We start from the raw sequence: 26615 nt of genomic DNA on the forward strand, positions 1-26615 counted from the left end.
CCGGTAGAATTTGGGCCAGTGACTCCGACGATGTTCAAAAATATTCAACGCGGTACTTCGATTGCGTTTCTTTTGCTCGCTTGCGGCTCCTTTGTCGCCGCCCAGCAGACTTCTCCTACCCCCGCGCAGCCCCAACAGCAGACGACGCAACCTCAGCAGCAAACGCCGGCCCAGCAGCAGCCTGCGCAGCCGCAACCTGCCGCGCAACAGCAACCTGCGGTGCAACAGCAACCTGCAGTGCCCGGCCAGCCGGGGCAGGAGTCGCCGCTCGATGTAACCACTATCAAGGGTATCGGCGCGCGCGAGGTTAACCAGATCTTTACCGTCACCGACAAGAGAGGGAAGTTCATCACCGGCCTGCGGCAGCAGGACTTCGGTCTTCTTGACGACGGAAAGCGGCCGGAGCGCGTCATCCGCTTCACGCAGCAGACCAACCTTCCGTTGCGCGTCGGCATCATGCTGGACACGTCGAGCTCCATCCGCCAGCGCTTCGAGTTCGAGCAGCAGGCAGCCGTAGAGTTCCTGCTGCAGGTATTGCATCGCCAGGACATGGCCTTCGTGGAAGGTTTCGATGTGCAGCTCGATCTGGAGCAGGGCTTTAGTAACAACGTCGATCTGCTGAACCAGGGCATTCACAAGCTGCGCCCCGGCGGCGGTACCGCGCTGTTCGATGCGCTGTACAGCACCTGCAAGGATCAGATGCTGATGCAGGGCTCTGGATACCGCAAAGCCATCATCATGGTCACTGACGGCGATGATAACTACAGCCATGCCCTCATGACTGACGCCATCAAGATGTGCCAGCGCGCGGAAACTATGGTGTACGGCATCAGCACCAACGTCAGTCCCACCAAGGACAAGGGCGACGACATCCTGAAGGCCATCTGCGAAGCGACCGGCGGGCGAGCCTTCTACCCGACACGCATTGAAGAGGTTTCCAACGGATTCCGCTCCATCGAAGAAGAGCTGCGCAGCCAGTATTCGCTGGAGTACGTGCCTTCGGACTTCAAGGCAGACGGATCGTTTCGTACAATCTATCTACAGGCCCTCGATCCGCGATACAAGGTGCGCGCCCGTAAAGGATACTTCGCTCCGCGTCAGTAGAGCATTTTCGAGGTTCTCAACAAGCTGGAAGGCGATGGGGTTCCGCCTGAACCGCCCCCGGACGATAAGTCCGGCGAGCTGATGACTCCTACGAGATCGACCCGTAGGAGAACGTGTGTCCCGAGCTCGAAAGGCGACCGCCAAAAAACCACTCACCTGGATTTTGTTGTCCGCCGGCATCGGTGTTGTTGCCGGCGCCGCATCGGCTCTTCTGATTGCCGCCCTGAACTGGGCCAATACGACGCGCGAGCATCATCGCTGGCTGCTGGCGTTGCTGCCGCTCTCCGGCTTTGCCGTGGGCTGGGTGTACTGGCGTTATGGCGGCCGCGCTGCCGATGGCAATAACCTCCTGCTCGAAGAGATCCACGACCCTCAAGAGACCGTACCGCTGCGTATGGCTCCGCTGGTCCTGCTCGGTACCGTGTTGACGCATCTCTTCGGCGGCAGCGCAGGCCGCGAAGGCACTGCGGTGCAGATGGGCGCGTCGCTGGCGGAGTGGCTTGCCGAGCTCTTCGCCGAACATCAGATCCGCCGGGCCGTGCTGATGGCTGGTATCGCCGGCGGCTTCGGCGGCGTCTTTGGAACGCCATGGGCAGGCGCTGTCTTCGGCATCGAGGTGTTGGCTGTGGGCTGGGTAGGCTGGTCCTCTGTCCTCGAAGGCATAGGCCCGTGCCTCATTGCTTCCTTTGCAGGCGATCTCACCGTGCGCCTGATCGGCGTGCATCACACGCAATATCCCGTAGGCGCTCAGCCATCGCTCCAACCCATGAACTGGGTATGGGCAGCGCTGGCAGGCGTAGTCTTTGGCTTGATCGCCCGCGTCTTCTCCACGCTCGAACATGGTCTGACGGACTGGTTCAAGCGTATGTTTGCCTATCCACCTCTGCGGCCGCTCGCAGGCGGAGTCCTGGTTGCTTTGCTGACCTGGAGTCTGCATGCATGGCAGTTCGCCGGCCTCGGCGTTCCCGGTATCGTGGCGTCCTTCACCACGCAGCAGTCATGGTGGGTCTGGGCAGCGAAACTTGGCCTGACTGCGTTGACCCTGGGGGCCGGGTTCAAAGGCGGCGAAGTGACACCGCTGTTCTTCATCGGCGCAGCTGCCGGCAGCGCCATGGCCCCGGTGATTCCCCTCAGCACCGGCGTGCTTGCAGCCATGGGATTTGCCGCGGTCTTCGCGGCTGCTGCCAACACTCCGATTGCCGGCCTGATCATGGCGATGGAGCTCTTCGGAACACACGCCGGCCTGCTTGCCGGCGCCGCCTGTGCCGTTGCATACCTCTGTTCAGGCCCTGTCGGTATCTACTCCGCACAGCAGCCAATGGAGATGCGATGGAAGCCTCGTCTCTAGAAGTAGATAGAGCGTATGCACTGGGTGCCCCATGTCCCTCGGGGACATGGGCCCGGCCTTCACTTTCCTGAGCACCTCATATCGAGCTCTTCTTGGATCATCGCCAGGTCGTATCGGCAAATTCGATTTCGCTGCTGAGTTATAGAGCGGGCCTTCAGCCCTTGATCATTCAATATGCCGAAGACCTGGGGCGTTGCCCCAGGCTGGTATAGAACGCGCGTTTCCACCCCAATCAACAAGTTCATTGGGGACCCCGGCCTGCAGCGCTTATCTATGCATGGGCAATCTCGAATTTGTCGGCACAACACCTCTATACCGTAGTCGTCTTGATCTGAACCAGACTGCTTCCCGGCAACGTGTAATCCAGGCGGGCCCACTTGCGTTCCACCTCGACACCTGGCTGGGGCGTACGGTGTCCATGACGGAAGTTTCCAGGCGGCAGCGGATTCGGTCCTTGCTCCCCAAGCTTGGTCAGGCTAACCGCAATCTCCTTGTATGCCGGTGTATGTGTCGCGCGGTCTACATGAGTGCCGGTCAGGCGATTGACCGGCTGGTCGATAGAGTTCAGAGGCATATAGAGCTCATGTCCCTGCACGCGGCTGGTCACCACAACAGGCACTCTTGCCTTCCCATAGGGACTACGCAGCTCCACCAGGGTGCCGTCCGACAATCCATATTCCGCTGCCAGCTCCGGCGAGACCTCCACAAAGTTCGTCGGCGTCAGGGCGCGGATTCCCTCGGACTGATACGTCATCGCTCCCTGTTCAAAGTGTTCCAGCAGCCGTCCATTGTTCAGGTGCAGGGTGAATTCGCCGTTGCGCTGCTCTTCGCTTGGCTCAATCCAATCGACGGGGTGGAAACGCGCTTTGCCGTCGGGAAAGGGGAAGCCGTCCTTGAAGAGGTATGGCGAATCAGTACCGTCCTTGGCCACCGGCCATTGCAACGACTTGTATCCCTCAAGCCGCTCGTAGCTGACACCGGCAAAGAGCGGCGTCAACGCCGCGACTTCATCCATCACCTCCGACGGATGCTTGTACTTCCACTTTCCACCCATGCGGTTCGCAATCAGCTGGATGATCTCCCAATCGGGTTTCGAAAATCCGAGCGGCTTAATCGCACGATACAGGCGCTGGATCCGGCGTTCGGTATTGGTGAAGGTGCCCTCCTTCTCCAGCGAAGGAGATGCCGGCAACACCACGTGCGCGAACTTCGCCGTCTCGGAAAGGGAGATATCCTGGACGATCAGAAAATCAACCTGCTCGAGCGCAACCTTAACATCGTTGGCATTGGCATCGGAGGTGATGGTGTCTTCGCCCTTGAGGTAAAGACACTTCAACGTGCCATCGTGAATGGCGCGGATCATCTCGTGGTTATCCAGGCCGTCCTTCACCGGCAGCGTGCATTGCCAGGCTGCTTCAAACTTGGCACGCACCTGCTCGTCGGCCACCTTCTGATAGCCGGAGTAGACGTTGGGTATGGACCCAAAGTCAGAGGCTCCCTGCACATTGTTATGTCCACGCAATGGATACGCCCCTGTGGCCGGGCGCATATAGTTGCCGGTCAGCAGCAGCAGATTGGAGATAGCGGTCGAAGTATCGGAGCCGCCACAGTGCTGCGTCACGCCCATTGCCCACAGGATGCAGACCGTTTTCGACTGCGCGATCCAGTTAGCAACCTGAATCAGTGTGTCTCGTGAAATCCCCGTGCGCTGTTCGGCAAACTCCAGCGTGTACTGCGCCAGCGACTCACGTTGCGCATCGAAGTTATCGACCCAGCGGTCGATGAACTCCTGCTTGTGCCAACCCTGCTGCAGGATGTAGTTCGCGACAGCGTTGATCCAGATTGGATCGGTCGAAGGCTTCGGATGCAGGAAGAGATCGGCGCGCTCAGCCATCTCGTGTCTGCGAAGGTCAGCGACGATCACCTTCTGTCCGCGATGCTTCTGGCTTCGCTTAATGCGCGTCGCCAACACCGGATGCGATTCGCAGGTATTCGAACCGACGATGATCACAAGCTCAGCCTGCTCGATATCGGCGATCGATCCCGAATCTCCACCGTAGCCGACCGTGCGGCTCAGGCCCATGGTCGCCGGCGTCTGGCAGTAGCGCGAGCAGTTGTCGATGTTGTTCGTGCCGATCACCTGACGCGCCAGCTTCTGCATCAGGTAACTCTCTTCATTGGTGCACTTCGACGACGCAATAAAGGCAAAGGCATCCGGTCCGTGATTCTGCTTGATCTGCTTGAATCTCCGCTCGATCAGGTCCAGCGCCTCTTTCCACGTGGTCTTGCGGAACTCGTTGGTCCTCTCGTCGCGGATCATGGGATGGCGAATACGTTCTTTCGAGTTCACGAAGTCCCAGCCGAACTTGCCCTTCACACATGTCGAGATACCGTTCGCCGGGCCGTCTGCCGGCTCGATCTTCAGGATGTGACGTCCCTGCGTCCAGACATCGAAGCTGCAGCCGACACCGCAGTAGGTGCAGACGGTCTTCGTACGCTTGTTCCGCAGATCGCGCGCGGCGGCCTCTCCATTCGAGATCGCCATAATCGGCGGAAATCCTGTCGCAGGTTCCACAGCCTTGACCGCCGCAATCATGCCATTGAGCACCGGCTGTGGAAGCGCCGTCAGATATCCCGCGCGCCCGAGCATGGACTTCTCCATGAGTGCATTGCAGGGACACACGGTCACGCAATGTCCGCAGGAGACGCAGGACGAACCCGCAATCTGCATTCCCCCGTCCCACAGAACCCGCGGATGTTCCGACTCCCAGTTGATGGTCAGCGTCTCGTTCACCTGCACGTTCTGGCAAGCCTCGACGCAGCGTCCGCAGAGAATGCACTGCGACGGGTCATAGCGATAAAAGGGATTGGAGTGATCCTGCTGATAAGGCTTGGGTGTGAACGGCCGCTCCTGATGCCTCACATCCAGATTCATCGCCGTGTTGTGCACCGTGCAGTTGTGGTTGGAGTTATCGCAGACCGTGCAGTAAAGATCGTGGTTCTTGAGGATACGATCGAAGGCATCGCGTTGCGCCGCATCGGCTCTCGGAGAACGGGTAGCAACTTCCATCCCCGGCGTGACCGGCGTTGCGCAAGCGCGCACCATTCTTCCATTGACTTCGACCATGCAGGTGTCACAGGTCTCGATCGGGCCCATGGAATGGTGATAGCAGACCTGCGCCAGCCTGCGATCTGGGAGCGCATGGTTGATGCGCTCCACCAGTAGCTCGCCTGTGGCAGCGGGAACCTGAGCGCCGTCCAGGTGGATGGTAGTGTCGAGGGGCAGAACGGTTTCGGTATTGAGCAGGCGCTTGTCAGGCATTCTCCTTAGGATGATACCGGCGGCAGGTTGGTGGCTCTCATGCGCAAGAGAGAAGCAGCCCCTTGCGTCAATTCCTGCATCTAGAGCATTTCTCCTGTTGCTGGGTAGCCCGGAAGGGGAGTGCAGCGGCGTTTTCATTGCGGAAAACGCCCATAGATACGGAATCCCTACACTACACCTACAGGAGAAAATGCTCTAGCGTCCCGGAGGATCAAGATGGCAGGCGATATACGAATCGGCATCTCCGGTTGGAGATACGCCGGCTGGCGCGGCGTCTTCTATCCGCCGAAGCTGCCGCAGCGGCGCGAGCTGGAGTTCGCCGCCGGGCGCTTTCGTTCCATCGAAATCAACGGCACCCACTACTCGCTACAGCGCCCAAAGAGCTTCCTGCAGTGGGCCTCCGAGACTCCAGACGACTTTATCTTCTCCATCAAAGGGTCACGCTTCATCACCCATATGAAGAAGCTGCGCGATATTGAAGATGCGATGGCAAACTTCTTCGCGCAAGGAATGCTGGCGTTTGGTCCCAAGCTCGGGCCTATTCTTTGGCAATTTCCTCCGCAATTCCAATTCGATCCCGCTCGTTTCGAAAGCTTCTTCAGGGTTCTGCCGCGCACCCTTGGACAGGCCGCAAAGCTGGCCTGCTTCCATGGACCCCGGCTTCAGGGCCGTGCCATCACCCAAGCGCCACGGGGAACGACAAGGATGCCGCTTCGCCACTGCGTCGAAATTCGCCATGAAAGCTTTGCCGTACCTGCGTTCGTCGATCTGCTCCGCAGACACAAAATCGGTCTGGTCGTTGCCGACACGGTCGAGTGGCCGCTGTTGATGGACGTCACCAGTGACTTCGTCTACTGCCGCCTGCATGGCGCAGAACAGTTGTACGCCAGCGGCTATGAAGAGAAAGCCATCGCGCAATGGGCCGACCGGGTGGTGCGCTGGGCTACGGGACAGGAATCCCACAACGGCCGCTTTGCCTGCACGGACCGTGCGCCGAAGCTGCCGCAGCGGGATGTCTACGTCTACTTCGACAATGACATGAAAGTGCGCGCCCCATTCGATGCCATGGCGCTTCAGGAGCGCGTCAACCACCTACTGCCGGAGTGCCTCCATCGCAATGACGCTCAGCAACAGGTGGCCTAGATAACGTCGCGACGATCCTCAAGTACCTGCTGTGCCGCACGCAGACCGCTACGGATTGCAGCATGGACCGTACCCCAATGACCGGTGGTGTCTGTATGCTCACCTGCGAAGAAGAGCGTGCCCAGCGCCGGTTCACTCATCCGCCGGGAAGATTCAACTCCGCCCACAGCGACATAGCTGTACGCTCCTAACGCGCACGAATCCTTCTGCCAGTTATGGGTCAGGCACTGCAGCAGTTGCGAGCGAATCTCTTCAACCGGCCRAGAGAAGATCGTGGCGAGCTCCACACAGGCGAGCTCAGCGATGTTGGCCGCAGTCAATCCGGCCAGATGCTCGGCGCGAGGGCCACCGATCCAGCCGGTCAGAGTATGCATCGATGCCGGATGCGGTGTCCACCATACCGGCGGTATGGCTTCAAAAGCAAAAAGAAAGCTCAGTTTTTCCAACTCAGCATCGCTCGCCCAGAAACGATCTCGAAAAATAAGGGTGAAGCGACGCGCCTGCCCCATGCAAAGACCTTGTGCGTATCGCAATGCTGGAGGCTGTGGCGAGAAAACGATGCGTCCCGTCTGCAGCACTCCTAATGGAACCGCCACGATGACACGCCGGGCGACGAACTGCACAGGCCGGCCATCCTGCTGTGCTTGCACGCGAACCTGGTGGCTACTCCAATCTACATTCTCGACCAGGGTATTGAGGAAGAGATGGGCTCCCGCGGACCGGGCACGGGCGAGTTGATGTTGCGGCAACAGGTCGTATCCAGCGCGAACCCGGAAGGCGCGATCGCCTTCGATCTCTTCTTCTGCTTTCTGCTGGATCCCCAGCGATGCCACCGAGATCTTCTGGTGATCGGCGGCATTGAAACCCTCTACAAAATTGACGAGATGTCCGCGTGCTTCCCGGCTAAGCTCAGGATGCTGTTCGAGCAATGAGGCAAAGGAGATATCGGGCTGCTGCCACCCTTCACACTTCTCCAGGAAAGCGAACCCTTCGCCCGGCTCATCACTCTTGCGAAGATGTTTGTCCTCGAAGGTGTAGTTGTCACCGTCAATCTCGTAGGTCGCCAGGCCGGCCTCTTCGATCAGATGCCAGAGCTCGGGCGCCTTACCGTGGATGAACTCCGCCCCCAGCTCCACGATCTCGTCACCTTCGCGAACAGTCAGCATACGGCCGCCGACACGGGACGCAGCTTCCAGCAACGTAACCTGTACGCCGGCCTCCGCCAGGGTGCGGGCTGCGGTTAGCCCAGCCATTCCGGCGCCCAGGATTAGCACATCAGTCTCCACAGCAGATGGTGGATGTTGCCGATCGCCTAATGGTTTGCCCGCGGCATTAGGTGTTTTTGCTTCCATGATGCAAAGGCTACCAGCGTCTGGTTGGCAGCGGTGTTGTACCAGCCATATCCGTTCCGTCGCTCGTCGGAAATCTCGGACAACTCATCGTGGATGGTGCGGTCACGGTCGCCGAAGATCGGCTTCTCCCCATTCGGAGGCAAGCCGAGAGAATAGTAGCGGGACCACACCGGCGGCGCCCCCGGCTTTTCGAAGAGACGACGGCCACCGGGAGTCTCCTTGCCGCCGGTATAGATGAAGCCGGAGATCGCGTGCTGCTGAAACCAGGCAGCGGCAGCATAGACAGACCGTACCACCGCGGGCGAGGGTGATGGCAGAGTCATCAGGTAATTCACCAGAGCCGCTGACTCCGAGCTCGAAAGCGAGATCATCTCGTAGTTGCGTGCACCCGCCGGGGCCAGTGTCAGTGCATCGACCTGCTGCGGCCAGATGGTGAGCCGGCCGCCGATCGTTACCTGCGACTTCAAAATGCACTCCAATCCGTGAGCGATCGCCTGCGCTGCGTGTTGCCTGAGCGCCGACGGAAGAAAGCTGTAGTTCTGGTTGGTTACGGCGAGGTTCAACGTCTCGATGGCGTTGATCATCGCGTTGTCGTTGAAGGTGATGGCATCGTGATATCCACCTTCCAGCGGCCAGACCTGCGGCCAACCGCCATTCGGATATTGCGCACTCAGGATGTAACGGATGCCGCGCTCCATAGACTGCTGATAGCGCGTACGATCGGCGGCCGATGCATGTGGCAGCACCAGAGCGAGAAAACGGATCTCAGTGGTGGTGGCGTCATTGTCCAGCGTACCGACATAGTTCCATGTCGGCTCCATCGGCCTGTCTGCGTCATCGGGAGCAAGGTGCTGCGAGGTATTATCCGGAGCGTAGTCTTCACCCGGCTGGCGGTGATGTTTATCGATCTCGATGTTCTTGCTCCATCCACCGGCCGGAGTCTGAAAGCTGACGATGTTTTCGGCGGTGGTGTGCGCCTCGGCCGAGGCGTAAAAACCTGCCTCACGATTCAATGGCATGGAGTTCGCGCCGTGGCCGGTCTTGGAGTGAATCGACTCCGTCCGTCCCGCCGCCTTCAACTCCGCCGCCAGGGCGGCCTTGTCTGCCAGGCGCTGTTTCTGTGAACGGGCAAGATAATCCAGCCACACCGGCTGCTCCGCGACGGGAAGCGTGTGTATGCGAGCCTCCGTCAAAGGTTCGGCCGGCTGCATGTGGCCAAGCACAGCGGCATGAAGCGTGACAGCAAAGGCGGGGGCAAGCAGAAGGCGACGCATGATGTGATGGAAGGCTACATCGGGAAAGACACCTGAACACTGCGCGCGGTTGCGGAGGAAAGTTAACAAACAAGAGAGGTCGGATCGACTCCACGATCGCTTTTCTGCTTCTGCTTCTGCTTCTGCTTTTGTCTTCGTCTTTCGTCTTTCGTCTTGCTTAAGGGCACGGCTTCAGCCGTGCCGAAATAGCTGCAAAAATATCGCGGCTTTAGCCGCTGAGGTACCTGTGATAGCAATGCCCTCAGGGGCTAAAAAGCCCTGCCCTTAAGCAAACCCTGACGAAACAACCACGCCATTTACGTATCGTCCTAGCCCCAGATGCGGATTGTTCTCCTACTCCGGCAAGCCGAACTCTTCCGCAACCAATGTCAGACCTTCTTCCGTGGAATGAATCTGCCCTTCGAGCTGTGCATCTTCCGCCGCGCGCAACATCTCCGTAAATTTCGGCCCGGGTTTGTAGCCGGCGTCGATCAGTGTTCTGCCGTTCACCAGCAGCTCCGGCTTGATCGCGTCTTCAGGAGTCTCTTCGTAGTGCTTCTTCGTAAACTCATAGAGCTCCAAATTTCCGCTCGCCGACGACGCGTCCAGATAGTGAAGTTCCAGATGCTCCTCAAAGCGAGGCATGCGCAGAAAACGCTTCAGCGTCGACTGCTTCATATGCATCACATCCGCAAACTTCATGTGGTTATGAATCAGCGCCAGAATCTGTTCTTTGTCTTCGTTAGAAAAGCGAAGGCGGTTCAGGATCTCTACGGCGATCCGTTCGCCCACTTCCACATGACCATCGAAGCGGATACGATCGGGCGCGCGGCGAAAGGTCGCGGGCTTGCCGATGTCATGCAGCAGCGCTCCCCACGCCAGGGTCGCCGGCGGCCTGGGTGGAAGCTTCTTGAGTAGCAGCAGTGTGTGAACCCACACATCGCCCTCGGGGTGATACTGTGGTGGCTGCTCCACGCCCTGCAGCTTCTTCGCCTCCGGCAATACCTCGGCAAGCAGACCGGTCTCGTCCAACAATTTCAATGCCACGTGGGCGTTCCCCTCCGTCAGCATGCGCGTCAACTCATCACGCACCCGCTCCGGAGAAACCTGGTGGATCTGCGAAGCCAGCTCACGGATGGCTGCATGTGTCGATGGCTCGATGTTGTATCCGAGCCGTGCCGCGAAACGCACCGCCCGCAGCATGCGCAGCTTGTCTTCCGTAAAGCGCAGCCGCGCGTCGCCAATAGCACGCACCAGCTGCGCACGCAGATCCTCGCGGCCGCCGACGAAGTCGAGTGTTGCCGCTTCGGCTGTAGCTCCACCTGCGAACCTCGCCGGATCAAGCAGCATGCCGTTGATGGTGAAGTCGCGGCGCCGGACATCCTCCTGCGGCGAGGTCGAGAAGGTCACCTGGTCGGGCCGGCGTCCATCGGAGTACGAGCCGTCGTTGCGGAAGGTCGCCACCTCGGTGGCGATATCCGCCGCCTCAGGCCCGGGATACTCCGGTCCCGGCGTCATCACGAGGATCACGCCGAAGTGCGCCCCTACCGCCGCGGTCTTCGGAAAGATAGCCTGCACCTGCTGCGGCGTCGCTGAGGTGGCCACGTCATAATCCTTCGGGGTGAGCCCCAGCAGCAGATCACGCACGCACCCTCCAGCAAAGTACGCCTGGTGCCCCGCGGCATGAAGAGCCTGGGCAATCTGAAGAGCGGCCTGAAGCTTCGCGTCTTGCATCGTCTTCGATGGTAGATGGTGGAGCGAGGTCTGCGTGTCTCCCAGAGAAGGCGATACTTGTAAAGGATGTCTGGAGACAAGTTGTAAAGGATCTCATGAGAACGGAACACCTGAAGCCGTCCCCTTAAGCACGACGAGGGATAGAACCCTCAGTCCACGAGCTATCTACAATAAAGAGATGGCTTCGGGTTTGATTCTTGGCATTGAGAGCTCCTGTGACGAGACGGCAGCCGCTGTCGTCCGCAGTGGCCGCGAAGTGCTCTCCAATGTCGTCGCCTCACAGATCGCCACCCACGCCCTTTACGGCGGTGTGGTGCCGGAGCTGGCCTCGCGCGAACACCTGACCAACATCGTCCCGGTAGTCCGCACAGCCGTCGCCGAAGCCGGCATCACGCTCGCCGATGTCGATGCTGTCGCCGTCACCGAAGGCCCCGGACTCGCCGGAGCGCTCCTGGTCGGCATCACCTACGCCAAAGCGCTGGCCTACGGTCTCGGCAAGCCGCTCATTGCGGTCAACCACCTGGAAGGCCACATTCACGCCGTCCTGATGGAGGCGAAAGAGACCCTTTCGCTCACCTCCGGCGATCCTGTCCTGGCCCTGGTCGTCTCCGGCGGACACACTCATCTCTACCTTGCCGAAGAACGGGCTGGCCTGTGGAGCTATCGCAACGTAGGCCGCACCATCGATGACGCCGCCGGCGAGGCCTACGACAAGAGCGCCAAACTGCTCGGTCTGGGCTATCCCGGGGGTCCGTTGATGGACTTCCTCGCCGGCCACGGCGATCCCAATGCCGTGGAGTTCAAGCTGGGCGGCATCAAGCCCAAGCTGCACCGCGACGGAGCCTCTCGCGGCGGTGAATTCGACTTCTCCTTCAGCGGCATCAAGACCGCCGTCCTCCGCTATACCGAGCTGCACAACATGCGTGAGCGTGCTGCCGTCCGCCACGATGCCCTGATGCAGGTGGAGGGCAACCGCCGCGAAGCCGCCCTTGCTCTCTGCGATCGCGAGACCCTGGACTTGATCGCCTCATTCCAGAAGGCGGTCGTCGGCTACCTGGTCAAACAGACCATGCGCGCGGCCGAGGAGTTCGGGGCCTGCAGCATCGTCGTCTCCGGCGGCGTTGCCGCCAATCGGGCCCTGCGTGAGCGGATGTCCGCCGAAGCCGCCGCCCGCCACCTCCAGATTGCCTTCCCCTCGCTGGCGCTGGCCACGGACAACGCCGCCATGATCGCCGCCGCTGCCTGGCCAAAGTTCGCTGCCGGGATCTTCGCCTCGGACGAACTGAACGCCGTACCCCAGTTGCGGCTGGGGTAGGACATCCGTTGGCCGGACGGGTAGAATCTACAAGGAAAGTGCCCTCCGGAATGCCTGAGATCAAGCTCTTTAATACCCTGACCACCACTGTTGAACCCCTGACGCCCCAGCGGGACAACACCCTGCGGATGTATGCCTGCGGACCCACGGTGTATGACTACGGGCACATCGGCAACTTCCGCACCTTCCTGCATGTCGACGCGCTGCGCCGCTTTGCCCGCCAATCGGGCATGAAGGTGGAACATGTCATGAACGTGACGGACGTGGACGACAAGATCATCCGCAACGCCGCGGCTGCGCAGATGCCCATCCAGGACTACACCGCCAAGTTCACCCAGGCCTTCTTTGAAGATCTGGAGGCGCTGGGTATCGAGAAGCCGGAGTTCGTCGCCAAAGCAACCGAGAACATTCCGGAGATGGTGTCGCTGATCGAGAAGCTGGCCAGCGAAGACATCGCCTACAAGGCCGAGGACGGAAGCTGGTACTTCCGCATCGCCCGCTTCCCGGCCTACGGCAAGCTGTCGAAAAAAGACTTTGACGGCATTGAAGACGGAGCCCGTGTCGACGTCGACGAGTATGAGAAGGACGCTGCCCGCGACTTCGCTCTCTGGAAGGCTCCAAAACCGGGCGAAGCGCAGTGGAATACAGCGATCGGCTGCGGCCGTCCCGGCTGGCACATTGAGTGTTCGGCCATGGCGATGAAGTACCTTGGCGAGACCCTCGACCTGCACGCCGGCGGCGAAGATCTGATGTTCCCCCACCACGAAAATGAAATAGCTCAGAGCGAAGCTGCCACCGGCAAGCCGTTCGCCCAGCACTGGATGCACGTCCGCTTCCTTCTGGTGGAAGGCAAGAAGATGTCCAAGAGTGAAGGAAACTTCTTCACCCTGCGCGACCTCTTGCTGAAGGGCTACCGCGCCTCGGCCATCCGCTTCCTGCTGCTCAGCGTCCCCTACCGCAACCAGATGAACTTCACCTTCGATGGCTTGACGGAGTCGACCAACGCCATCGACCGCCTGCGCACCTTCGTCGATCGCCTGCGCAAAGGAAGCTTCGCTGAAGGCGTCAACGAAGAGATCTCTGCTGCTACGAAGAAGGCCGCTGAAGGTTTTACCGCAGCCATGGCCGACGATCTGAACACTGCCGTAGCCCGTGCCGCTGTCTTTGACCTGATCCGCGCCACCAACTCCGCCATGGATAGCGGCAAGCTGCTCGCAGGCAACGTTCCGGAGATCGAAGCCGTCCTCGCCTCCTTCGACAGCATCTTCGCCGTCCTCACCGACCGTGATGCCGAGCTCACCAAGGCCGCGCTCGCCTGGGCAGAAAAAGAAGGCAAGCTCGATCAGGCCTCTCCCGAGCTGCTCGCCACCATGTCTCTCAGCGATGAGGTGGTGGACAAACTCGTCGCAGAACGCACACTGGCCAAGAAACAACGCAACTTCGCCCGCGCCGACGCCATCCGCAATGAGCTCCTGGAGAAGGGCATCATCATCGAAGATTCAAAAGAAGGCGTCCGCTGGAAGCGTAAGTAGAGCTAGAGCGCGCGACGAGAGTGGTGATTCGCGAACTACGTGAGTCAGCTTAGTGACCTGCTTGCTGCCAGGCGGGTTGGTAGTACTCGCGGATGTCGATGACTTTGGCGCCGGCGGCGCGGCCGGCTGCCAGGCCGGTCTCTGAGTCTTCGAAGACGAGGCAGCGATTGGGAGCGGCTTTGAGGCGGCGGGCGGCTTCAAGATAGACGTCGGGTTCGGGCTTGCCGTGAAGGACATCTTCCCTGGCGACGACCGCATCGAAATATTGCAGGAGGTCTACAGCTTCGAGGCTGACCTCAACGTTCACACGATTTCCATTCGAGGCGACGGCCATGGGGAGTTTCCCCTTGTACTCGCGGGCAATCGACGCGATGACCGATACCTCTTCGAGCATGTGCAGGCTCTCGCGAAAGAGAATGTCATGCTTCGCCAGAACTGCCTTGGGATCCTCAATCTGTCCAAGACCGTCATCCTGGAACTTCTGCAGCAGTGCATCCGCTGTAAGCGAGTGGTTCTGATGAAACCATTCGGCGGGGAACGTGAGGCCGATGCGTTCAAACCCAACCTGGAGTGCATGCAGGTGAGCCGGGATGGTATCGACCAGCGTTCCATCGCAGTCGAAGATCAGTGCATCGGCTTGCAGTGCGGCTTCAGAGAGTGTGTTCAAAGAGCGCATGAAGACAAGTATAGGAGTGGCTCTGGATTCCGTTGGAGAACTGAATTCAAAGGAGGAACTTCAACGGAAACGTCTCGCTTGGATCTGCCGGGTCTCGCTTGGATCTGCCGGGAAGAGGTGTGCGGTGCTATTCTTGAGCCGCATCAGAGAACGGCTTTCTTCTGATGGGAAAAAGCAATGCGTATAGGCATCGTAACTGCGGGTGGTGATTGTCCCGGTCTGAATGCAGTGATCCGGGCAGCGGTGAGGAAGGGCGTTCTGCACTATGGGAACGAGTTTGTCGGCTTCACTGAAGGCTGGCGTGGACTGATCGAAGACCTTTCGATGCCGCTGAATCTTCAGACAACCGACGAGATTCTTTCACGCGGAGGAACCATTCTGCGCTCCTCGCGTCTTGATATCCGGCAGGTGCATGGTGGGTATGTGAAATGCATGCAGACCATGGCTCGTCATGGTGTTGAAGCCCTGATTGCGATCGGTGGTAACGGAACACAGGCTGCCAGCCTGTCCCTGACCGAGGTAGGTGTGAACGTCGTCGGTGTTCCGAAGACGATCGATAACGATCTCAGCGGAACGGATATGTGTTTCGGATTCGATACCGCAGTAAACGTAGCCACCGAAGCGATTGACCGCCTGCATACGACGGCTGAGGCTCACAATCGCGTCATCATATGCGAGGTGATGGGGCGGCATACGGGCTGGATCGCTGCCTGTGCCGGGCTTGCCGGTGGCGCTCACGTCATCGTGATTCCTGAGAGACCGATTGACCTGGACGAGATCTGCGCACAGGTGCAGTACGAGTGGCAGGAAGGACGGCAGTACGCCATCATCGTTGCAGCAGAAGGTGCGCACTTGCCGAACACAGAGTGGACCTCTCCGGCCAGAAAGCTGGGCGGCATTGGTGTTGCGCTGGCCAAGGTGATTGAAGAGCGGACCGGGTATGAGACGCGCAGCATCAGCCTTGGCCATGTGCAGCGTGGCGGCACGCCGACTGCCTATGACCGCCAGCTCGCAACGCGTTATGGCGTCGCGGCTGTCGATGTCGTGAATGAGCGCCGGTACGGCAGGATGGTGGCGCTGAAGAACTCCGTGATCGTCGATATCCCGTTGGAAGAGGCCGTGGCTCCGCCGCGCGGTGTCGATGCCCAGTTGATGGGAGTGATTACGGCACTGCGTCCGCCGGCCCTCAAATTCTCGAGCCTCAGCGCAGAGTCCAGCGGCTGATACACAAAGTACACGGCGGCGTCCGGGTTGAAGACGAGCACTTGTCCTTGGGGCCTTATAAGAAGGTCTAGGGTGTATCGAAAAATTCGCCTTGACTGAAGAACTATAGGGCGGGCCTTCAGCCCTTTATCTTCAATGTGCCGGAGACCTGGGGCGTTGCCCCAGGCTGGTATAGAACGCGCCTTCAGCGCTTATTGCCACTGCACCTTTGTTTGTCATTTCGGAGCGCAGCGGAGAAATCTGCTTGTCATATCTGCCCGGCTGCCCCACCCTAGCGCAACGCTAGGGTGGGTTAGGAATACCCTAGCTCCTGACAAACACAAAGCGAATTTATCCATAACTGTCCAGGTAAGGAGATGCTGCTTTTAGAGCGTTTACTCCACAATGGCGTGCTCTGTCGGTATGGGTGCTTCAGCGCTTCGAACCTCTGCCTTGAGCGGGAGGATGAGCAGACCCGCGAGAGTAAGAGCGATCGACATCAGCAGATAGCCCGCTTTGGAGCTGCCGGTGTATCCCTGCAGCCACCCGACCAGGTAGCTGCCGGTGAAAGAGCCTAGAGCGCCAAGGCTGTTGACCAGAGCCGTAACCTCTCCTGAGACGTTGCTTGGCAGCATCTCTGGAATGATGGCGAAGAACGGGCCGTATGGAGCGTACATGGCTCCGCCGGCGACGATGAGGAAGGCGAAGGAGGCCCAGAAGCTCTGGCCGGCGGTGAGGTATGAGCCGAAGAAGGCAGCACCGGCGAGGATGAGGAAGGGCCATACATACCGCGTGCGTTTGGCAGTGCGATCAGAGAAGTAGCTGACCAGCAGCATAAGGATGATGGCGCAGGCGTATGGGATGGCGCTCATCAGGCCGGTCATGCCGATTCCCTGCGAGGAGCCGCCCTTGATCATGACCGGCAGCCAGAGGACGAAGCCATACACACCAACGCTCCAGAGGAAGTACTGGATGCAGAGCAGAATGACGTTGGGATTGCGATAGGCGCTGGTCAGGCTTGCGACTTTGGGAAGTGTGGCTTGTTCCTTCGCCAGCACCTCGCTGAGTTTCGTAGTGCTTTCCGTTGAGACCCAGGAGGTCTTCTCGGGGCTGTCGCGGATGACGAGGAACCAGATGATCCCCCAGAGGACGGAGGGAAGGCCCTCGATCACGAAGGTCATCTGCCAGCCGAAGGCGTTGATGATGTAGCCGGTAACGGCCGACATCCAGAGGACGGTGACCGGGTTGCCGAGGATCAGCAGGGTGTTGGTGCGGGATCGTTCCGACTTGCTGAACCACTTGGTCAGCAGGATGAGCATGCCCGGCAGGATGAAGCTCTCGGCTGCTCCCAGCAGAAAGCGGTCGATGGCCAGAACCCAGTATTGAGTGATGACACCGGTCAGCGAGGCGAGGATGCCCCAGCTTGCCAGGGCAAGACCGATGAGCAGCCGGGCGGAGCGTTTGCGGGCATAGGCCGCGCCGGGAATCTGAAAGACGAAGTAACCGAGAAAGAAGAGCGACCCCAGCAGAGCAGACTGGGCGGAGCTGATCTTCAAGGAGTCTGCCAGGCCCGCGGCGGCGCCGAATCCATAGTTCGCCCGGTCGACATAGGCCAGGCTATAGGTAACGAAGACGACCGGCATGATGTAGAGCCAGCGCTTCTTCAAGTCCGGGTAACCGGAAAACTGGTCCGCTGTGGAGCGGGACCCGGAATCAGAGGGTTCAAAGGCCATACGGAGTCCTGTAAGTTGGTGCGCGCAGTTCGAGGGAACAGACGTTTTTACTATTTTCGGATGGAGGAGAGACTAACACCTCGGGCTAATGTCCTGCTTTTTCCTCGGGCAAGCGACAGAAGTTCACCTGAGGTTGAAATTAACGGCGTGTTAACCGTTATCCCCTGCCCTCCGAGACGAGATCCTGTACGTCTGCGCAGAAGAGCGGAAAGCATCTGCGCGAGACGAATATCAGCGCATGGCGCAGAACGGTTTCGGGCGATCTGTCATCGGTCTTCCGGCCATAAACGGCGAGAAGGTCGATCTGACGTTTCTGCAGCGCAATAAGGTGCTTGAGAAGATCCAGTCGGCGAAGTTCAAAGAGATTCCATCGAACTTCAAAAAGCTCAGTTCGGAAGAGATTGTGAGTGAGGGGCGTGCATGGGCGTTTTCATTGCGGAAAACGCCCGCAGATACGAAATCCCTACACTACACCTACAGGGAAAAGGCTCTAGAGCATTTCTCCTGTTGCTGGGTAGCCCGGAAGTGGAGTGCAGCGGCGCTTTCATTATGGAAAACGCCCATAGATAACGAATCCCTACACTACACCTACAGGAGAAAGGCTCTAGCGCTCGAATTTCCCACTCATGCTTTCGCATGAATGGGGCACCCAGATCTTACTTGCCCCAAAATTGGGTGCCCCATCCATCGCATCGCGATGGGTGGGATGGGCACTCCCGGATGTCAGCACTCCTGGATGTCAATAGTTCCGATAAAAGCTGAGGATCGAAATGCGAACAAAGGTGCGGAGGTCACGGAACCGGTGTGACAGTGGTGAAAATCGGTGCGACGTGAAAATCGTCTTTGTAAATTGTGACCAGGTACAAAGACGACAATTTTCTTGCGGGGCCTGAAACTCCTGCACGCGGTCGCCGCATCCTAAGGTGCCATGAAAGCGACGGCCATGGTCTGCGACCGCCTGGAATGCGTCCGCGTCACAGTAGTCAGTATCGATCTGCCTTTGAACTGTTGGCTATGCGAGTTTGAGACCGCTGAGGATGCCTGTGTGGTCCTTGAGGAGGTTGGCATTCTCCCGGTCGGCGAGACGTCGTATGCCGTTAGAAACAACTTCGACAACGGTGTTCTTCTTGCGCAAGGTGAGTTGCAGCATGAAGATACGCTTCTGGCGGCCGGTTTCTGGTCTGAAGAATTGTGGGTTGTGAATTAGGGCGTGAATCTAAAGTTCATGCCAAATCCTGAGGTGCGTTTGCGTCCGAAGCAGGATGGCAGTATTTCTGATACGAACTCCAGACTCATCACATCAAGGCGTACCGATAATTTAATGAAGAGTTATAGAGCGGGCCTTCAGCCCTTTATTCTCAATGGGCAGGAAACCTGGGGCGCTGCCCCAGGCTGGTATAGAACGCGCCTTCAGCGCTCTGGTTTCTATCGAGCTGCTGCGGCTATTTTGTAAGTGGATCAGCGCTTTTGGGGGAACTGGCGGAGAGAGGGGGATTCGAACCCCCGATAGAGCTTTTGGCCCTATAACGGTTTAGCAAACCGCCGCCTTCAGCCACTCGGCCATCTCTCCAGCGCACGATGTAGATCAGTATACCGGAACGCCGCAAATTCCCGTACATTCAAAGCCATCGCTGCAATGCAAAAATCTGTCCGCAAGCTTCGTCTGCTGCCGTTGCTGGCAGGCGCCTATTACATGGTCTCGGGCGGGCCGTATGGCCTGGAGGACATTATCGGCATGGCCGGTTACGGCCGTGCCCTGTTGTTACTGGTGCTTTTGCCCTTTGTTTGGAGCCTGCCAACGGCGCTGATGATCGGCGAACTGGCCTCGGCCATTCCGCTTGAGGGCGGGTTTTACGCCTGGGTACGGCGAGCTCTGGGGCCCTTCTGGGGGTTCCAGGAGGCATGGCTTTCTCTGGCCGCGTCGGTCTTCGATATGGCCATCTACCCCACGATCTTTACCGAGTACCTGGGCCGAGTGGCTCCGTTTATGACCGCAGGGCATCGCGGAACCATGCTGCAGTTGCTGGTGATTCTGCTGGCAGTGCTGTGGAATCTGCGTGGCGCGGCGGCAGTGGGCGAAGGCTCGGTCTGGATGATGATCGTCTCGCTCTCGCCGTTTGCGATTCTGGTGCTGATCGCGCTTGGCTACGCCGTGCGGCATCCGGCGGCGCATGCGTATGCAGGCTTGCCGGTGCAGCACACGCTGTCCGGAGCGTTGCTGGTCGCCATGTGGAACTACATGGGATGGGATAACGCCACCACCATTGCGGCGGAGGTGGAAGAGCCGCAGCGCAACTATCCGCGCGCGATGATCCGGGCAGCGGTGATGGTGATGTTTGTTTATTGTCTGCCGCTGTTGGCGGTGTGGCTGGGCGGCCTTTCGCCGGATCGCTTCACGACCGGCGCCTGGGTGGACGCGGCGAAGGTCTTCGGTGGTCCGTTGCTGGCGGCGTCGATTGTCTTTGTCGGATCGATCGACGGCGTGGGAACCTTCACGGCGTTGACAATGTCGTACACGCGGCTTCCCTTCGCTATGGCAATGGATGGTCTGCTGCCGAAGGTCTTTACCCGCGTAAATCGTGCGGGCGTGCCGTGGGTTTGCATCGTAACTTGTGCAACTGCGTGGGCTTTGGCGCTGGGACTGACCTTTGAGCGGCTGATCTCGATCGATCTTGTGCTCTACGGAGCGTCGCTGATGCTGGAGGATGTGGCGCTGGTGGTGCTGCGGCTGCGCGAGCCGGAGATGAAGCGTCCCTTCCGCATTCCGGGTGGACTGTTCACGGCGATTGCGGTTGGAATTGGGCCGGCGGTGCTGATCTTCTTTGCGCTGTGGGCATCGCGCGAGGAGCGTACGTATGGCATGTCGGCGATGCTGTTTTCTTTGTTGATCGCGGCGGTGGGGCCGGTGTTGTACCTGTTCTGCCGGAATTGCTCGCCGGTCGCCGCCCGGGAGGGAGTTGCCGCGGATGAGTCTTAGGCGTTGACCGCGACGTCCTATGACAAGCAGCATTGAATCCTGCTCATGTAGACGACAGCCACACGTTCTCTCAGCAATCCTGCAATTCAAGAAAAGGAGTGCCAGTCATGTGCGATGAACATATTCATCAGGGACTGATTCACGATCCCACGCTTACCCGCCGGGCCTTTGGCCTGGGTGCTGCTGCAACCGTTGTGCTTACCTCCGCGGCTGCCGGGGCGCAGTCGAAGGTTGTTGAAAAAGATGTGAATGTGCCGATGGCCTCGGGAGTCTCCGATTCGGCGCTGTTCTATCCCGAGGGCAAAGGCCCCTGGCCTGCGGTATTGGTCTGGACCGATATCCTGGGCCTGCGCCCGGTCTTCCGGGATATGGGGCGTCGTCTTGCCGCCGAGGGCTACGTGGTGCTGGTGCCCAATCCGTTTTATCGGAACGCCAAGGCTCCGGTGGTCGATGGCTCGTTCGATTTCAGCAAGCCTGAAGACCGCGCCAAGGTGATGCCGCTGGCGGCGGCTTTGACGGCCGATGCCAACATCAGCGACGCCAAGGCTTACATGGCGTTTCTGGATGCGCAGCCGCAGACTGACAAGAAGAAAAAGATGGGTGTGCAGGGCTACTGCATGGGCGGTCCGCTGACCTACCGCACGGCGGCGACGGTGGCGGATCGTGTGGGAGCGGCCGCGACCTTCCATGGTGGAGGTCTGGTGACTGACAAGCCGGACAGCCCGCATCTGATGATTTCGAAGATGAAGGCCGAGGTGTACTCCGCTGTGGCTGATAACGACGATCAGCGCGATCCGGCGGCTAAGGACAAGCTCAAGGAGGCTTTTGCCGCAGCCAAGGTGCCGGCGAAGGTGGAGGTGTATCCGGGGTGTGCTCACGGCTGGACGGTGAAGGGCAGCCAGGTCTACAACGAGCCCGGGGCTGAGAAGGCCTGGGCGGAGTTGCTTGGGTTGTATAAGCGGCGGCTGGCGTAACGCTTTCTCTCGATCGCGATAGGGGCGAAGGACGACAAACAGAAAAGCGGTTCGCGCGTAGCGCGAATGCCCAGGTCCCCGAGGGACCCGGGGCACCCGGTGTATCGACTACGGAAATAACAAGGCCGTCCCTTGGGACGGCCTTTGTTCTTGTGCGGTGCGTGCGGTTTACTTCTTGCCGGTCTTGAAGGCTTCGGCGGCTTCCAGGATCTTCTTCCTGGCGTCGGCGGCGCCCTTCCATCCCTTGATCTCAACGCGCTTGCCTTCCAGATCCTTGTAGATGGAGAAGAAGTGCGTGATCTCTTTCAGGATGTGGGGATAGATCTGCGAGAAGTCGGAGACATCGGTGTAGCGCGGATTTCCCTCGCCCACGGCGAGGATCTTCTCATCGCCTTCGCCGCCGTCAATCATCTCGAGCATGCCGATCGGGCGAGCGTCCATGACGCAGCCGGGGAAGCTGGGAGTATCGACCAGCACCAGGATGTCCAGCGCATCGCCATCGTCGCCCAGCGTGCTGGGGATGAACCCGTAGTCTCCCGGATAGTGCACGGGCGAGTACAGATTGCGGTCCAGACGGAAGACGTGCAGCTTCTTGTCGTACTCGTACTTCTTGATTCCTTCGAGGGGAATCTCAATGACAGCCGTCACACTCTCAGGCGACTTGTCGCCAATGGGCAAGCCAAGATAATCAACCATTGCGGAGTTATTAATCCTCGTGATGGGAATGGGTACTGCGGAACCTTATCACAGTTATGCCGGTCACTGCCCTCAGGCGGTCCGGCCCTGCCACTATAATCAAGCAGATGAAGGCGCATGTCTACGTTACGCTGAAAACCACTGTCCTGGACGCCCAGGGCCAGACCATTGCAAACGCCTTGCGCCGTCTTTCCCTGACCGGCGTAACGGCCGTCCGGCAGGGCAAATATTTCGTTCTGACGCTTGATCCGAGCCTGGATAAGGCGGCCGCCGAGGCCCAGGTGGACAAGATCGCCCGTGAGGTGTTGACCAATCCGGTGATCGAAGAATACAGCTTCCGCATAGAGGAGTAACCGGGCGCGCCAATCATGGCATAATCCCATTGGCACGCCTCCCGGCCATGAAAAATTTCCGTATCTTCCTCGGCGCCATTGCCGGCTCGTTGTTCGCGCTGGCCGGATATCTCGTCTGGTTCTTCTCCATCACCAAGCATGATCCCTGGCTGCCGGCCTCGACCGGCTACATGGTGGAAACTGCGCTGGCGGGAATTCTGGTTGCCCTGATCGGCGGCCTGCTGGCGACGCTGATCGCGGCCAACACCTCAGCTGGATCGGCAGCTTCGGCGATCATCTTCATTCTTTCCGCCTGGAATATCTGGCAGACCTGGCGCCAGTTCTCTACCTTCTGGGCTCCGATTATCGCCATCCTGGTGATGACGCCGGCAGCGTATATTGGTGGCCACCTGCCGCGGAAGCATCACGTCTAGCCGGTAGAAATTCGTCGCGTAATGGCGTGGGGACAGCTATGCTGTGCTCATCCATGGACCGCCGCCGCTTCCTTGTGAGCTCTGCTGCTGTTGTGTCTAGAGCATTTTCCCTGTTGCTGGGTGTCCCGGCAGAGGAGTGCAGCGGCGTTTTCATTGCGGAAAACGCCCATCGATTCGGGAGCTCTACTTTACACCTACAGGAAAAATACTCTACTGCCTCTGCGCACCGCATTGCGTTTGCGGCTGCGCCGACATCGGCAATGCTGATTGTTGCGCCGGAGAAGGTGGGGCCGACGGTTCCCGCCGATTTTCTCGGGCTGTCGTACGAAAAAATGCAGCTTGCCGATCCCGCGTTCTTTTCTCCAAACAACAAGGGACTGGTGGGGCTGTTTAAGACGCTCGCGCCAGCAAGTCTCCGTCTGGGAGGCCGGACGAGCGAGTTCTCATGGTGGAAGGCGACAGCGGAGACAGCGCAGCCGGCGCGTCCGATAACACCGCGTTCCGCCACGAGTGAGCCTGTCCCGGAGCTTCAGTATGCCGTAACACCACAGGCCATTCAGTCTTTGGCCGGATTTCTGGACGCGACACGATGGAGCTGTATCTACGGTTTGAATCTGGGGACGGGGACCGTAGAGGAGAACGTGGCAGAGGCGGAGTATGTGGCGTTCAAGCTCGGGAAGCATCTGGATTTCTTCCAGCTTGGCAATGAAGTGGATCTGTACGGCCGTCACTTGCGTGACGGGAATGCATGGACGGTGGAGGCGTTTGTCGAGGAGTGGATACAGCAGGCGCGGGCGATCCATCGGCGTGTGCCGGCGGCACGGTTCGGGCTCCCGGATATTGCGTGGAACCCAGAGTGGTTTCACCGGATTGCGGAGTTGCTCTCTGCGGAGAAAGACCTCCCGAAGATTGCCGCTCTTACGCATCACTACTACTTTGTCGGCCCGCCTTCTAATCCGAACGCAACCATCCCACAGATGCTTAGTCCGGATCTGAGAATCGAGACGACAGCGGAGGCAGTGCATGATGCCGCGATGTCGTTAAAAACTCGCTATCGCATGACCGAGGGAAACAGTTGTTACGACGGCGGCAAGCCCGGCCTTTCTGACACCTTCGCCTCGGCGTTGTGGGTGGCGGACTATCTGTTGAAGCTAGCGTTGCTGGGATATAGCGGAGCAAATATTCACGGTGGCAACAGCTCAGCGATTGCCGTCGCGCTCGGCGGCAAACTTCCGGGAGAGGAGCTTGTTTCAGAGAACGAGCCTCACCCGCGGCCGTTCTACACGCCGATTGCCGAGAACAATGGGACATATGCAGCGCAGCCGGTCTTCGATGGCATGCTGTTGGCCGCTACATTGACCAACTGCACGTTGTGCGAGTGCCACTTCGATATCGACCTGCCGGAGTGTTCGGCGTATGCCGCATTTGGGTCGTGGAATTCGGTGCGGGTTGTGCTGATTAACAAGAGTGACCGGGACCTGAGTCTTCGCATCAAGGGATGCAGCGGCGTATATGTTTTTCGCCTGACTGGTGCTTCCTTATCGGCAACCGCAACTCAGCGCAAAAAGCCGTGGGAGCCCGGGCTCGCTGAGCATTACACGACGTCCAATGGAATTCCACCGACCTTTCTTCTTCCACGTCACAGCGCTGTATTTGTAAATACCAATCTTGTCGGACCGTTCAAAGCGACCGCGGGCTGACAATGCCGTCTGCCGACGCATATGCTGAGAAAGTCATGGACCGCCGTCGATTTCTTCGCACCTCTGCAGCTACGCTTGCTGCCACATCGTTATCGCACCCTATCTTTGCCCAGGCCGGAGAGGCTGCTGTTGCCGTCGGCATCGATGCGGAGCACCCGATCCACACGATTCCTCTGAACTTCATCGGACTGTCGTATGAGCGTCAGCAGCTCAGCAAGCCGGAGGTCTTTACCGCAGCGAACAAAAATCTGATTGCTGAGTTCAAGGCGCTGTCGCCGCACGGTGTTCTGCGCCTGGGTGGCAACACAGGCGAGTTTTCCTGGTGGCAGGCAAAGCCGGGAACGAAGCCTCCGGAGAGGCCGCACACGGAGACGGTGGTTGGCGAGCCGAATGCCAACCTGAGTTACATCATCTCGTCCGAGCGTGTGCGGAATCTTGCGGCGTTCCTGAAGGCCACGGGATGGACCTGTATTTATGGTCTGAACCTGGGCACAGCGCGTCCTGAGGACAACGCCGATGAGGCAGCCTTCGTCATTAAGACACTCGGCGATCGCCTGGAGTATCTGCAGGTCGGCAATGAGGTCGATATCTTCGGACGCCATCTGCGCGACTCGAAGACGTGGGGTGTGGAGGCCTATCTGAAGGATTGGCTGACGCATGCCAACGCTATTCGCGCCAAGGCGCCGAGTGCGAAGTTCGGCATTCCGGATGTCGCCGCCGATGTGACCTGGCTGCCGAAGATTGCGGCTCTTTGGCCTGCGGTGGAGAACAAGCCGCAGCTGGTCTCGCTGTCGCACCACTACTATTTCACCGGTCCGCCGTCGAATCCGAAGGCTACGATCGAGCGCCTGCTGATGACGGATCCGGCGGCAGTCTCGAAGGCGAAGCTGGCGCGCGAGGCGGGTGAGGCGTTGAAGCTTCCCTATCGTATGACCGAGGGCAATACGTGCTATCGCGGCGGCAAGCCGGGCTTCTCGGATGTCTTTGCGGCTTCGTTGTGGGCAGCAGATTATTTGCTGACATTGGCGAGCTATGGCTACTCGGGTGTGAATCTGCATGGCGGCGGAGGTAAGGAAGTGGCTGACTCGCTTGGCGGAACGCTGCCCGGCGAAGAGCTTATGCCTGACCGCACCGTGCCGCATCCGCGGCCGTTCTATACGCCGATCAATGAAGAGCCGAATGGCCGTTACACCGCAGAGCCGGTGAACTTCGGTATGCGCTTTGCTGGTCTGCTGGCGGGGGCTACGTTGCTGCCGGTGAAGGCAGAGCCGGGTAACGTGGATGTCAGCATCTATGCGGCGAAGCTGCCGAGCGGCAAGCTTGCTGTGGCGGTGATCAATAAGGATGCGACGCAATCCATTACGGTGAATGTGACGGCGAAAGGGATTACGGATATCCGCACGCTGACCGCATCATCGCTTGAGGCGCATGAGGCGAAGTTGGGCAGTGAGATGCACACGATGATGATCCGCGAGACGCCTGGGCCGATTCCGGTGACCGTGCCGGCAGCTTCGGCGAAGCTGGTCACGTTTGTTTAGACGAAGTCTCGTTGCCCATTCTTCGCGGTTTCATCGCGAAGAATGGGGCAATGCACGTCCGGTGAAGTAGGAGAAAACGTTGTACCTCAGCGGCTGAAGCCGCGTCTCATCCAGAGCTAGAGCATTTCTCCTGTAGGTGTAGTGCAGGGTGTCTGCATCTATGGGCGTTTTCCGCAATGAAAACGCCCCTGCACGCCTCTCCCGGGATACCCAGCAACAGGAGAAATGCTCTAATACGGCACAGCTAAA

General features: G+C 59.2%; 21 protein-coding genes, 1 tRNA gene and 1 riboswitch. Of the genes, 14 read left to right on the forward strand and 8 right to left on the reverse strand.

The window, feature by feature from the left end; all coding sequences use genetic code 11:
• The first annotated feature begins 18 nt into the window (after nt 1-18).
• Together AB4Y89_RS16770 and AB4Y89_RS16775 are read left to right on the forward strand one after the other, a co-directional pair.
• Nucleotides 19-1104 (forward strand): VWA domain-containing protein, encoded by a 1086-nt coding sequence (locus AB4Y89_RS16770; protein WP_442302086.1) that lies wholly within the window; start codon nt 19-21, stop codon nt 1102-1104.
• Nucleotides 1105-1125: 21 nt separating this feature from the next.
• A riboswitch (Fluoride riboswitch) is annotated at nt 1126-1202 on the forward strand.
• 17 nt (nt 1203-1219) lie between these two features.
• Nucleotides 1220-2452: a chloride channel protein gene (locus tag AB4Y89_RS16775; RefSeq protein WP_442302087.1), complete on the forward strand. Its 1233-nt coding sequence runs from the start codon at nt 1220-1222 to the stop codon at nt 2450-2452.
• A 310-nt stretch (nt 2453-2762) separates the two neighbouring features.
• Here the strand turns inward: AB4Y89_RS16775 and fdhF are convergent, their stop codons facing one another.
• Nucleotides 2763-5774 (reverse strand): formate dehydrogenase subunit alpha, encoded by a 3012-nt coding sequence (fdhF, locus tag AB4Y89_RS16780; RefSeq protein WP_442302088.1) that lies wholly within the window; start codon nt 5772-5774, stop codon nt 2763-2765.
• Nucleotides 5775-5990: 216 nt separating this feature from the next.
• On the opposite strand from fdhF, the gene AB4Y89_RS16785 reads away from it, so the two are divergent.
• Complete coding sequence (locus AB4Y89_RS16785; RefSeq protein ID WP_442302089.1) at nt 5991-6917, forward strand: DUF72 domain-containing protein; 927 nt, start codon at nt 5991-5993, stop codon at nt 6915-6917.
• Here the strand turns inward: AB4Y89_RS16785 and AB4Y89_RS16790 are convergent.
• From AB4Y89_RS16790 to AB4Y89_RS16800, 3 genes are all read right to left on the reverse strand, one after another.
• Nucleotides 6914-8269: a flavin monoamine oxidase family protein gene (locus AB4Y89_RS16790; protein WP_442302090.1), complete on the reverse strand. Its 1356-nt coding sequence runs from the start codon at nt 8267-8269 to the stop codon at nt 6914-6916. The genes AB4Y89_RS16785 and AB4Y89_RS16790 overlap by 4 nt on opposite strands.
• A complete protein-coding gene (gene pelA / locus AB4Y89_RS16795; protein WP_442302091.1) occupies nt 8230-9543 on the reverse strand; it encodes a pectate lyase in 1314 nt (437 codons plus the stop codon). The genes AB4Y89_RS16790 and pelA overlap by 40 nt, the downstream gene beginning before the upstream one ends.
• A gap of 333 nt (nt 9544-9876) precedes the next feature.
• Nucleotides 9877-11256 carry a CCA tRNA nucleotidyltransferase gene (locus AB4Y89_RS16800; RefSeq protein ID WP_442302092.1) on the reverse strand — a complete coding sequence of 460 codons (1380 nt, stop codon included), beginning with the start codon at nt 11254-11256 and terminating at the stop codon, nt 9877-9879.
• Between the two features lie 178 nt (nt 11257-11434).
• Between AB4Y89_RS16800 and tsaD the strand changes: the two genes are divergently transcribed.
• Together tsaD and cysS are read left to right on the forward strand one after the other, a co-directional pair.
• Nucleotides 11435-12571, forward strand: coding sequence for a tRNA (adenosine(37)-N6)-threonylcarbamoyltransferase complex transferase subunit TsaD (gene tsaD / locus AB4Y89_RS16805; RefSeq protein ID WP_442302093.1), 1137 nt, complete (start codon nt 11435-11437; stop codon nt 12569-12571).
• A 50-nt stretch (nt 12572-12621) separates the two neighbouring features.
• A complete protein-coding gene (gene cysS, locus AB4Y89_RS16810; RefSeq protein WP_442302094.1) occupies nt 12622-14103 on the forward strand; it encodes a cysteine--tRNA ligase in 1482 nt (493 codons plus the stop codon).
• Between the two features lie 49 nt (nt 14104-14152).
• Here cysS and AB4Y89_RS16815 read toward each other — a convergent pair whose 3' ends face one another.
• Complete coding sequence (locus AB4Y89_RS16815; RefSeq protein ID WP_442302095.1) at nt 14153-14779, reverse strand: HAD family hydrolase; 627 nt, start codon at nt 14777-14779, stop codon at nt 14153-14155.
• 177 nt (nt 14780-14956) lie between these two features.
• Between AB4Y89_RS16815 and AB4Y89_RS16820 the strand changes: the two genes are divergently transcribed.
• Complete coding sequence (locus tag AB4Y89_RS16820) at nt 14957-16003, forward strand: 6-phosphofructokinase (protein ID WP_442302096.1); 1047 nt, start codon at nt 14957-14959, stop codon at nt 16001-16003.
• A gap of 374 nt (nt 16004-16377) precedes the next feature.
• Here the strand turns inward: AB4Y89_RS16820 and AB4Y89_RS16825 are convergent, their stop codons facing one another.
• Entirely contained in the window at nt 16378-17715 is a 1338-nt protein-coding gene (locus tag AB4Y89_RS16825) for an MFS transporter (RefSeq protein WP_442302097.1), read from the reverse strand.
• A gap of 238 nt (nt 17716-17953) precedes the next feature.
• Between AB4Y89_RS16825 and AB4Y89_RS16830 the strand changes: the two genes are divergently transcribed.
• Nucleotides 17954-18355: a hypothetical protein gene (locus AB4Y89_RS16830; RefSeq protein ID WP_442302098.1), complete on the forward strand. Its 402-nt coding sequence runs from the start codon at nt 17954-17956 to the stop codon at nt 18353-18355.
• 288 nt (nt 18356-18643) lie between these two features.
• A complete protein-coding gene (locus AB4Y89_RS16835) occupies nt 18644-18922 on the forward strand; it encodes a hypothetical protein (RefSeq protein ID WP_442302099.1) in 279 nt (92 codons plus the stop codon).
• A 270-nt stretch (nt 18923-19192) separates the two neighbouring features.
• Here the strand turns inward: AB4Y89_RS16835 and AB4Y89_RS16840 are convergent.
• A tRNA-Ser gene (locus AB4Y89_RS16840) sits at nt 19193-19285 on the reverse strand.
• Nucleotides 19286-19351: 66 nt separating this feature from the next.
• On the opposite strand from AB4Y89_RS16840, the gene AB4Y89_RS16845 reads away from it, so the two are divergent.
• Together AB4Y89_RS16845 and AB4Y89_RS16850 are read left to right on the forward strand one after the other, a co-directional pair.
• The gene (locus AB4Y89_RS16845) at nt 19352-20692 is read left to right on the forward strand and encodes an APC family permease (RefSeq protein ID WP_442302100.1); all 1341 of its coding nucleotides are present in this window, start codon (nt 19352-19354) and stop codon (nt 20690-20692) included.
• A gap of 107 nt (nt 20693-20799) precedes the next feature.
• Entirely contained in the window at nt 20800-21666 is an 867-nt protein-coding gene (locus AB4Y89_RS16850) for a dienelactone hydrolase family protein (RefSeq protein WP_442302101.1), read from the forward strand.
• A gap of 168 nt (nt 21667-21834) precedes the next feature.
• Here AB4Y89_RS16850 and AB4Y89_RS16855 read toward each other — a convergent pair whose 3' ends face one another.
• Complete coding sequence (locus AB4Y89_RS16855) at nt 21835-22362, reverse strand: inorganic diphosphatase (protein ID WP_442302102.1); 528 nt, start codon at nt 22360-22362, stop codon at nt 21835-21837.
• Between the two features lie 107 nt (nt 22363-22469).
• On the opposite strand from AB4Y89_RS16855, the gene purS reads away from it, so the two are divergent.
• From purS to AB4Y89_RS16875, 4 genes are all read left to right on the forward strand, one after another.
• Nucleotides 22470-22715, forward strand: coding sequence for a phosphoribosylformylglycinamidine synthase subunit PurS (gene purS, locus AB4Y89_RS16860; protein WP_442302103.1), 246 nt, complete (start codon nt 22470-22472; stop codon nt 22713-22715).
• Between the two features lie 47 nt (nt 22716-22762).
• The gene (locus AB4Y89_RS16865) at nt 22763-23128 is read left to right on the forward strand and encodes a hypothetical protein (protein WP_147646424.1); all 366 of its coding nucleotides are present in this window, start codon (nt 22763-22765) and stop codon (nt 23126-23128) included.
• A gap of 260 nt (nt 23129-23388) precedes the next feature.
• Nucleotides 23389-24828, forward strand: a complete 1440-nt coding sequence (locus AB4Y89_RS16870) for a hypothetical protein (RefSeq protein ID WP_442302104.1) — start codon at nt 23389-23391, stop codon at nt 24826-24828.
• 35 nt (nt 24829-24863) lie between these two features.
• On the forward strand, nt 24864-26366 hold the full coding sequence (locus tag AB4Y89_RS16875) for a hypothetical protein (protein ID WP_442302105.1): 1503 nt from the start codon (nt 24864-24866) through the stop codon (nt 26364-26366).
• Nucleotides 26367-26615 lie beyond the last annotated feature (249 nt).

This window comes from Terriglobus sp. 2YAB30_2, assembly GCF_052114765.1.
Classification (GTDB): domain Bacteria; phylum Acidobacteriota; class Terriglobia; order Terriglobales; family Acidobacteriaceae; genus Terriglobus.

Coding starts and splice junctions, on each gene's coding strand:
- fdhF (WP_442302088.1), bottom strand. CDS start 5,774: ATGCCTGACAAGCGCCTGCTCAATACCGAAACCGTTCTGCCCCTCGAC.
- AB4Y89_RS16785 (WP_442302089.1), top strand. CDS start 5,991: ATGGCAGGCGATATACGAATCGGCATCTCCGGTTGGAGATACGCCGGC.
- pelA (WP_442302091.1), bottom strand. CDS start 9,543: ATGCGTCGCCTTCTGCTTGCCCCCGCCTTTGCTGTCACGCTTCATGCC.
- AB4Y89_RS16800 (WP_442302092.1), bottom strand. CDS start 11,256: ATGCAAGACGCGAAGCTTCAGGCCGCTCTTCAGATTGCCCAGGCTCTT.
- tsaD (WP_442302093.1), top strand. CDS start 11,435: ATGGCTTCGGGTTTGATTCTTGGCATTGAGAGCTCCTGTGACGAGACG.
- cysS (WP_442302094.1), top strand. CDS start 12,622: ATGCCTGAGATCAAGCTCTTTAATACCCTGACCACCACTGTTGAACCC.
- AB4Y89_RS16815 (WP_442302095.1), bottom strand. CDS start 14,779: ATGCGCTCTTTGAACACACTCTCTGAAGCCGCACTGCAAGCCGATGCA.
- AB4Y89_RS16820 (WP_442302096.1), top strand. CDS start 14,957: ATGCGTATAGGCATCGTAACTGCGGGTGGTGATTGTCCCGGTCTGAAT.
- AB4Y89_RS16825 (WP_442302097.1), bottom strand. CDS start 17,715: ATGGCCTTTGAACCCTCTGATTCCGGGTCCCGCTCCACAGCGGACCAG.
- AB4Y89_RS16830 (WP_442302098.1), top strand. CDS start 17,954: ATGGCGCAGAACGGTTTCGGGCGATCTGTCATCGGTCTTCCGGCCATA.
- AB4Y89_RS16835 (WP_442302099.1), top strand. CDS start 18,644: ATGAAAGCGACGGCCATGGTCTGCGACCGCCTGGAATGCGTCCGCGTC.
- AB4Y89_RS16845 (WP_442302100.1), top strand. CDS start 19,352: ATGCAAAAATCTGTCCGCAAGCTTCGTCTGCTGCCGTTGCTGGCAGGC.
- AB4Y89_RS16850 (WP_442302101.1), top strand. CDS start 20,800: ATGTGCGATGAACATATTCATCAGGGACTGATTCACGATCCCACGCTT.
- AB4Y89_RS16855 (WP_442302102.1), bottom strand. CDS start 22,362: ATGGTTGATTATCTTGGCTTGCCCATTGGCGACAAGTCGCCTGAGAGT.
- purS (WP_442302103.1), top strand. CDS start 22,470: ATGAAGGCGCATGTCTACGTTACGCTGAAAACCACTGTCCTGGACGCC.
- AB4Y89_RS16865 (WP_147646424.1), top strand. CDS start 22,763: ATGAAAAATTTCCGTATCTTCCTCGGCGCCATTGCCGGCTCGTTGTTC.
- AB4Y89_RS16870 (WP_442302104.1), top strand. CDS start 23,389: ATGCTGATTGTTGCGCCGGAGAAGGTGGGGCCGACGGTTCCCGCCGAT.
- AB4Y89_RS16875 (WP_442302105.1), top strand. CDS start 24,864: ATGGACCGCCGTCGATTTCTTCGCACCTCTGCAGCTACGCTTGCTGCC.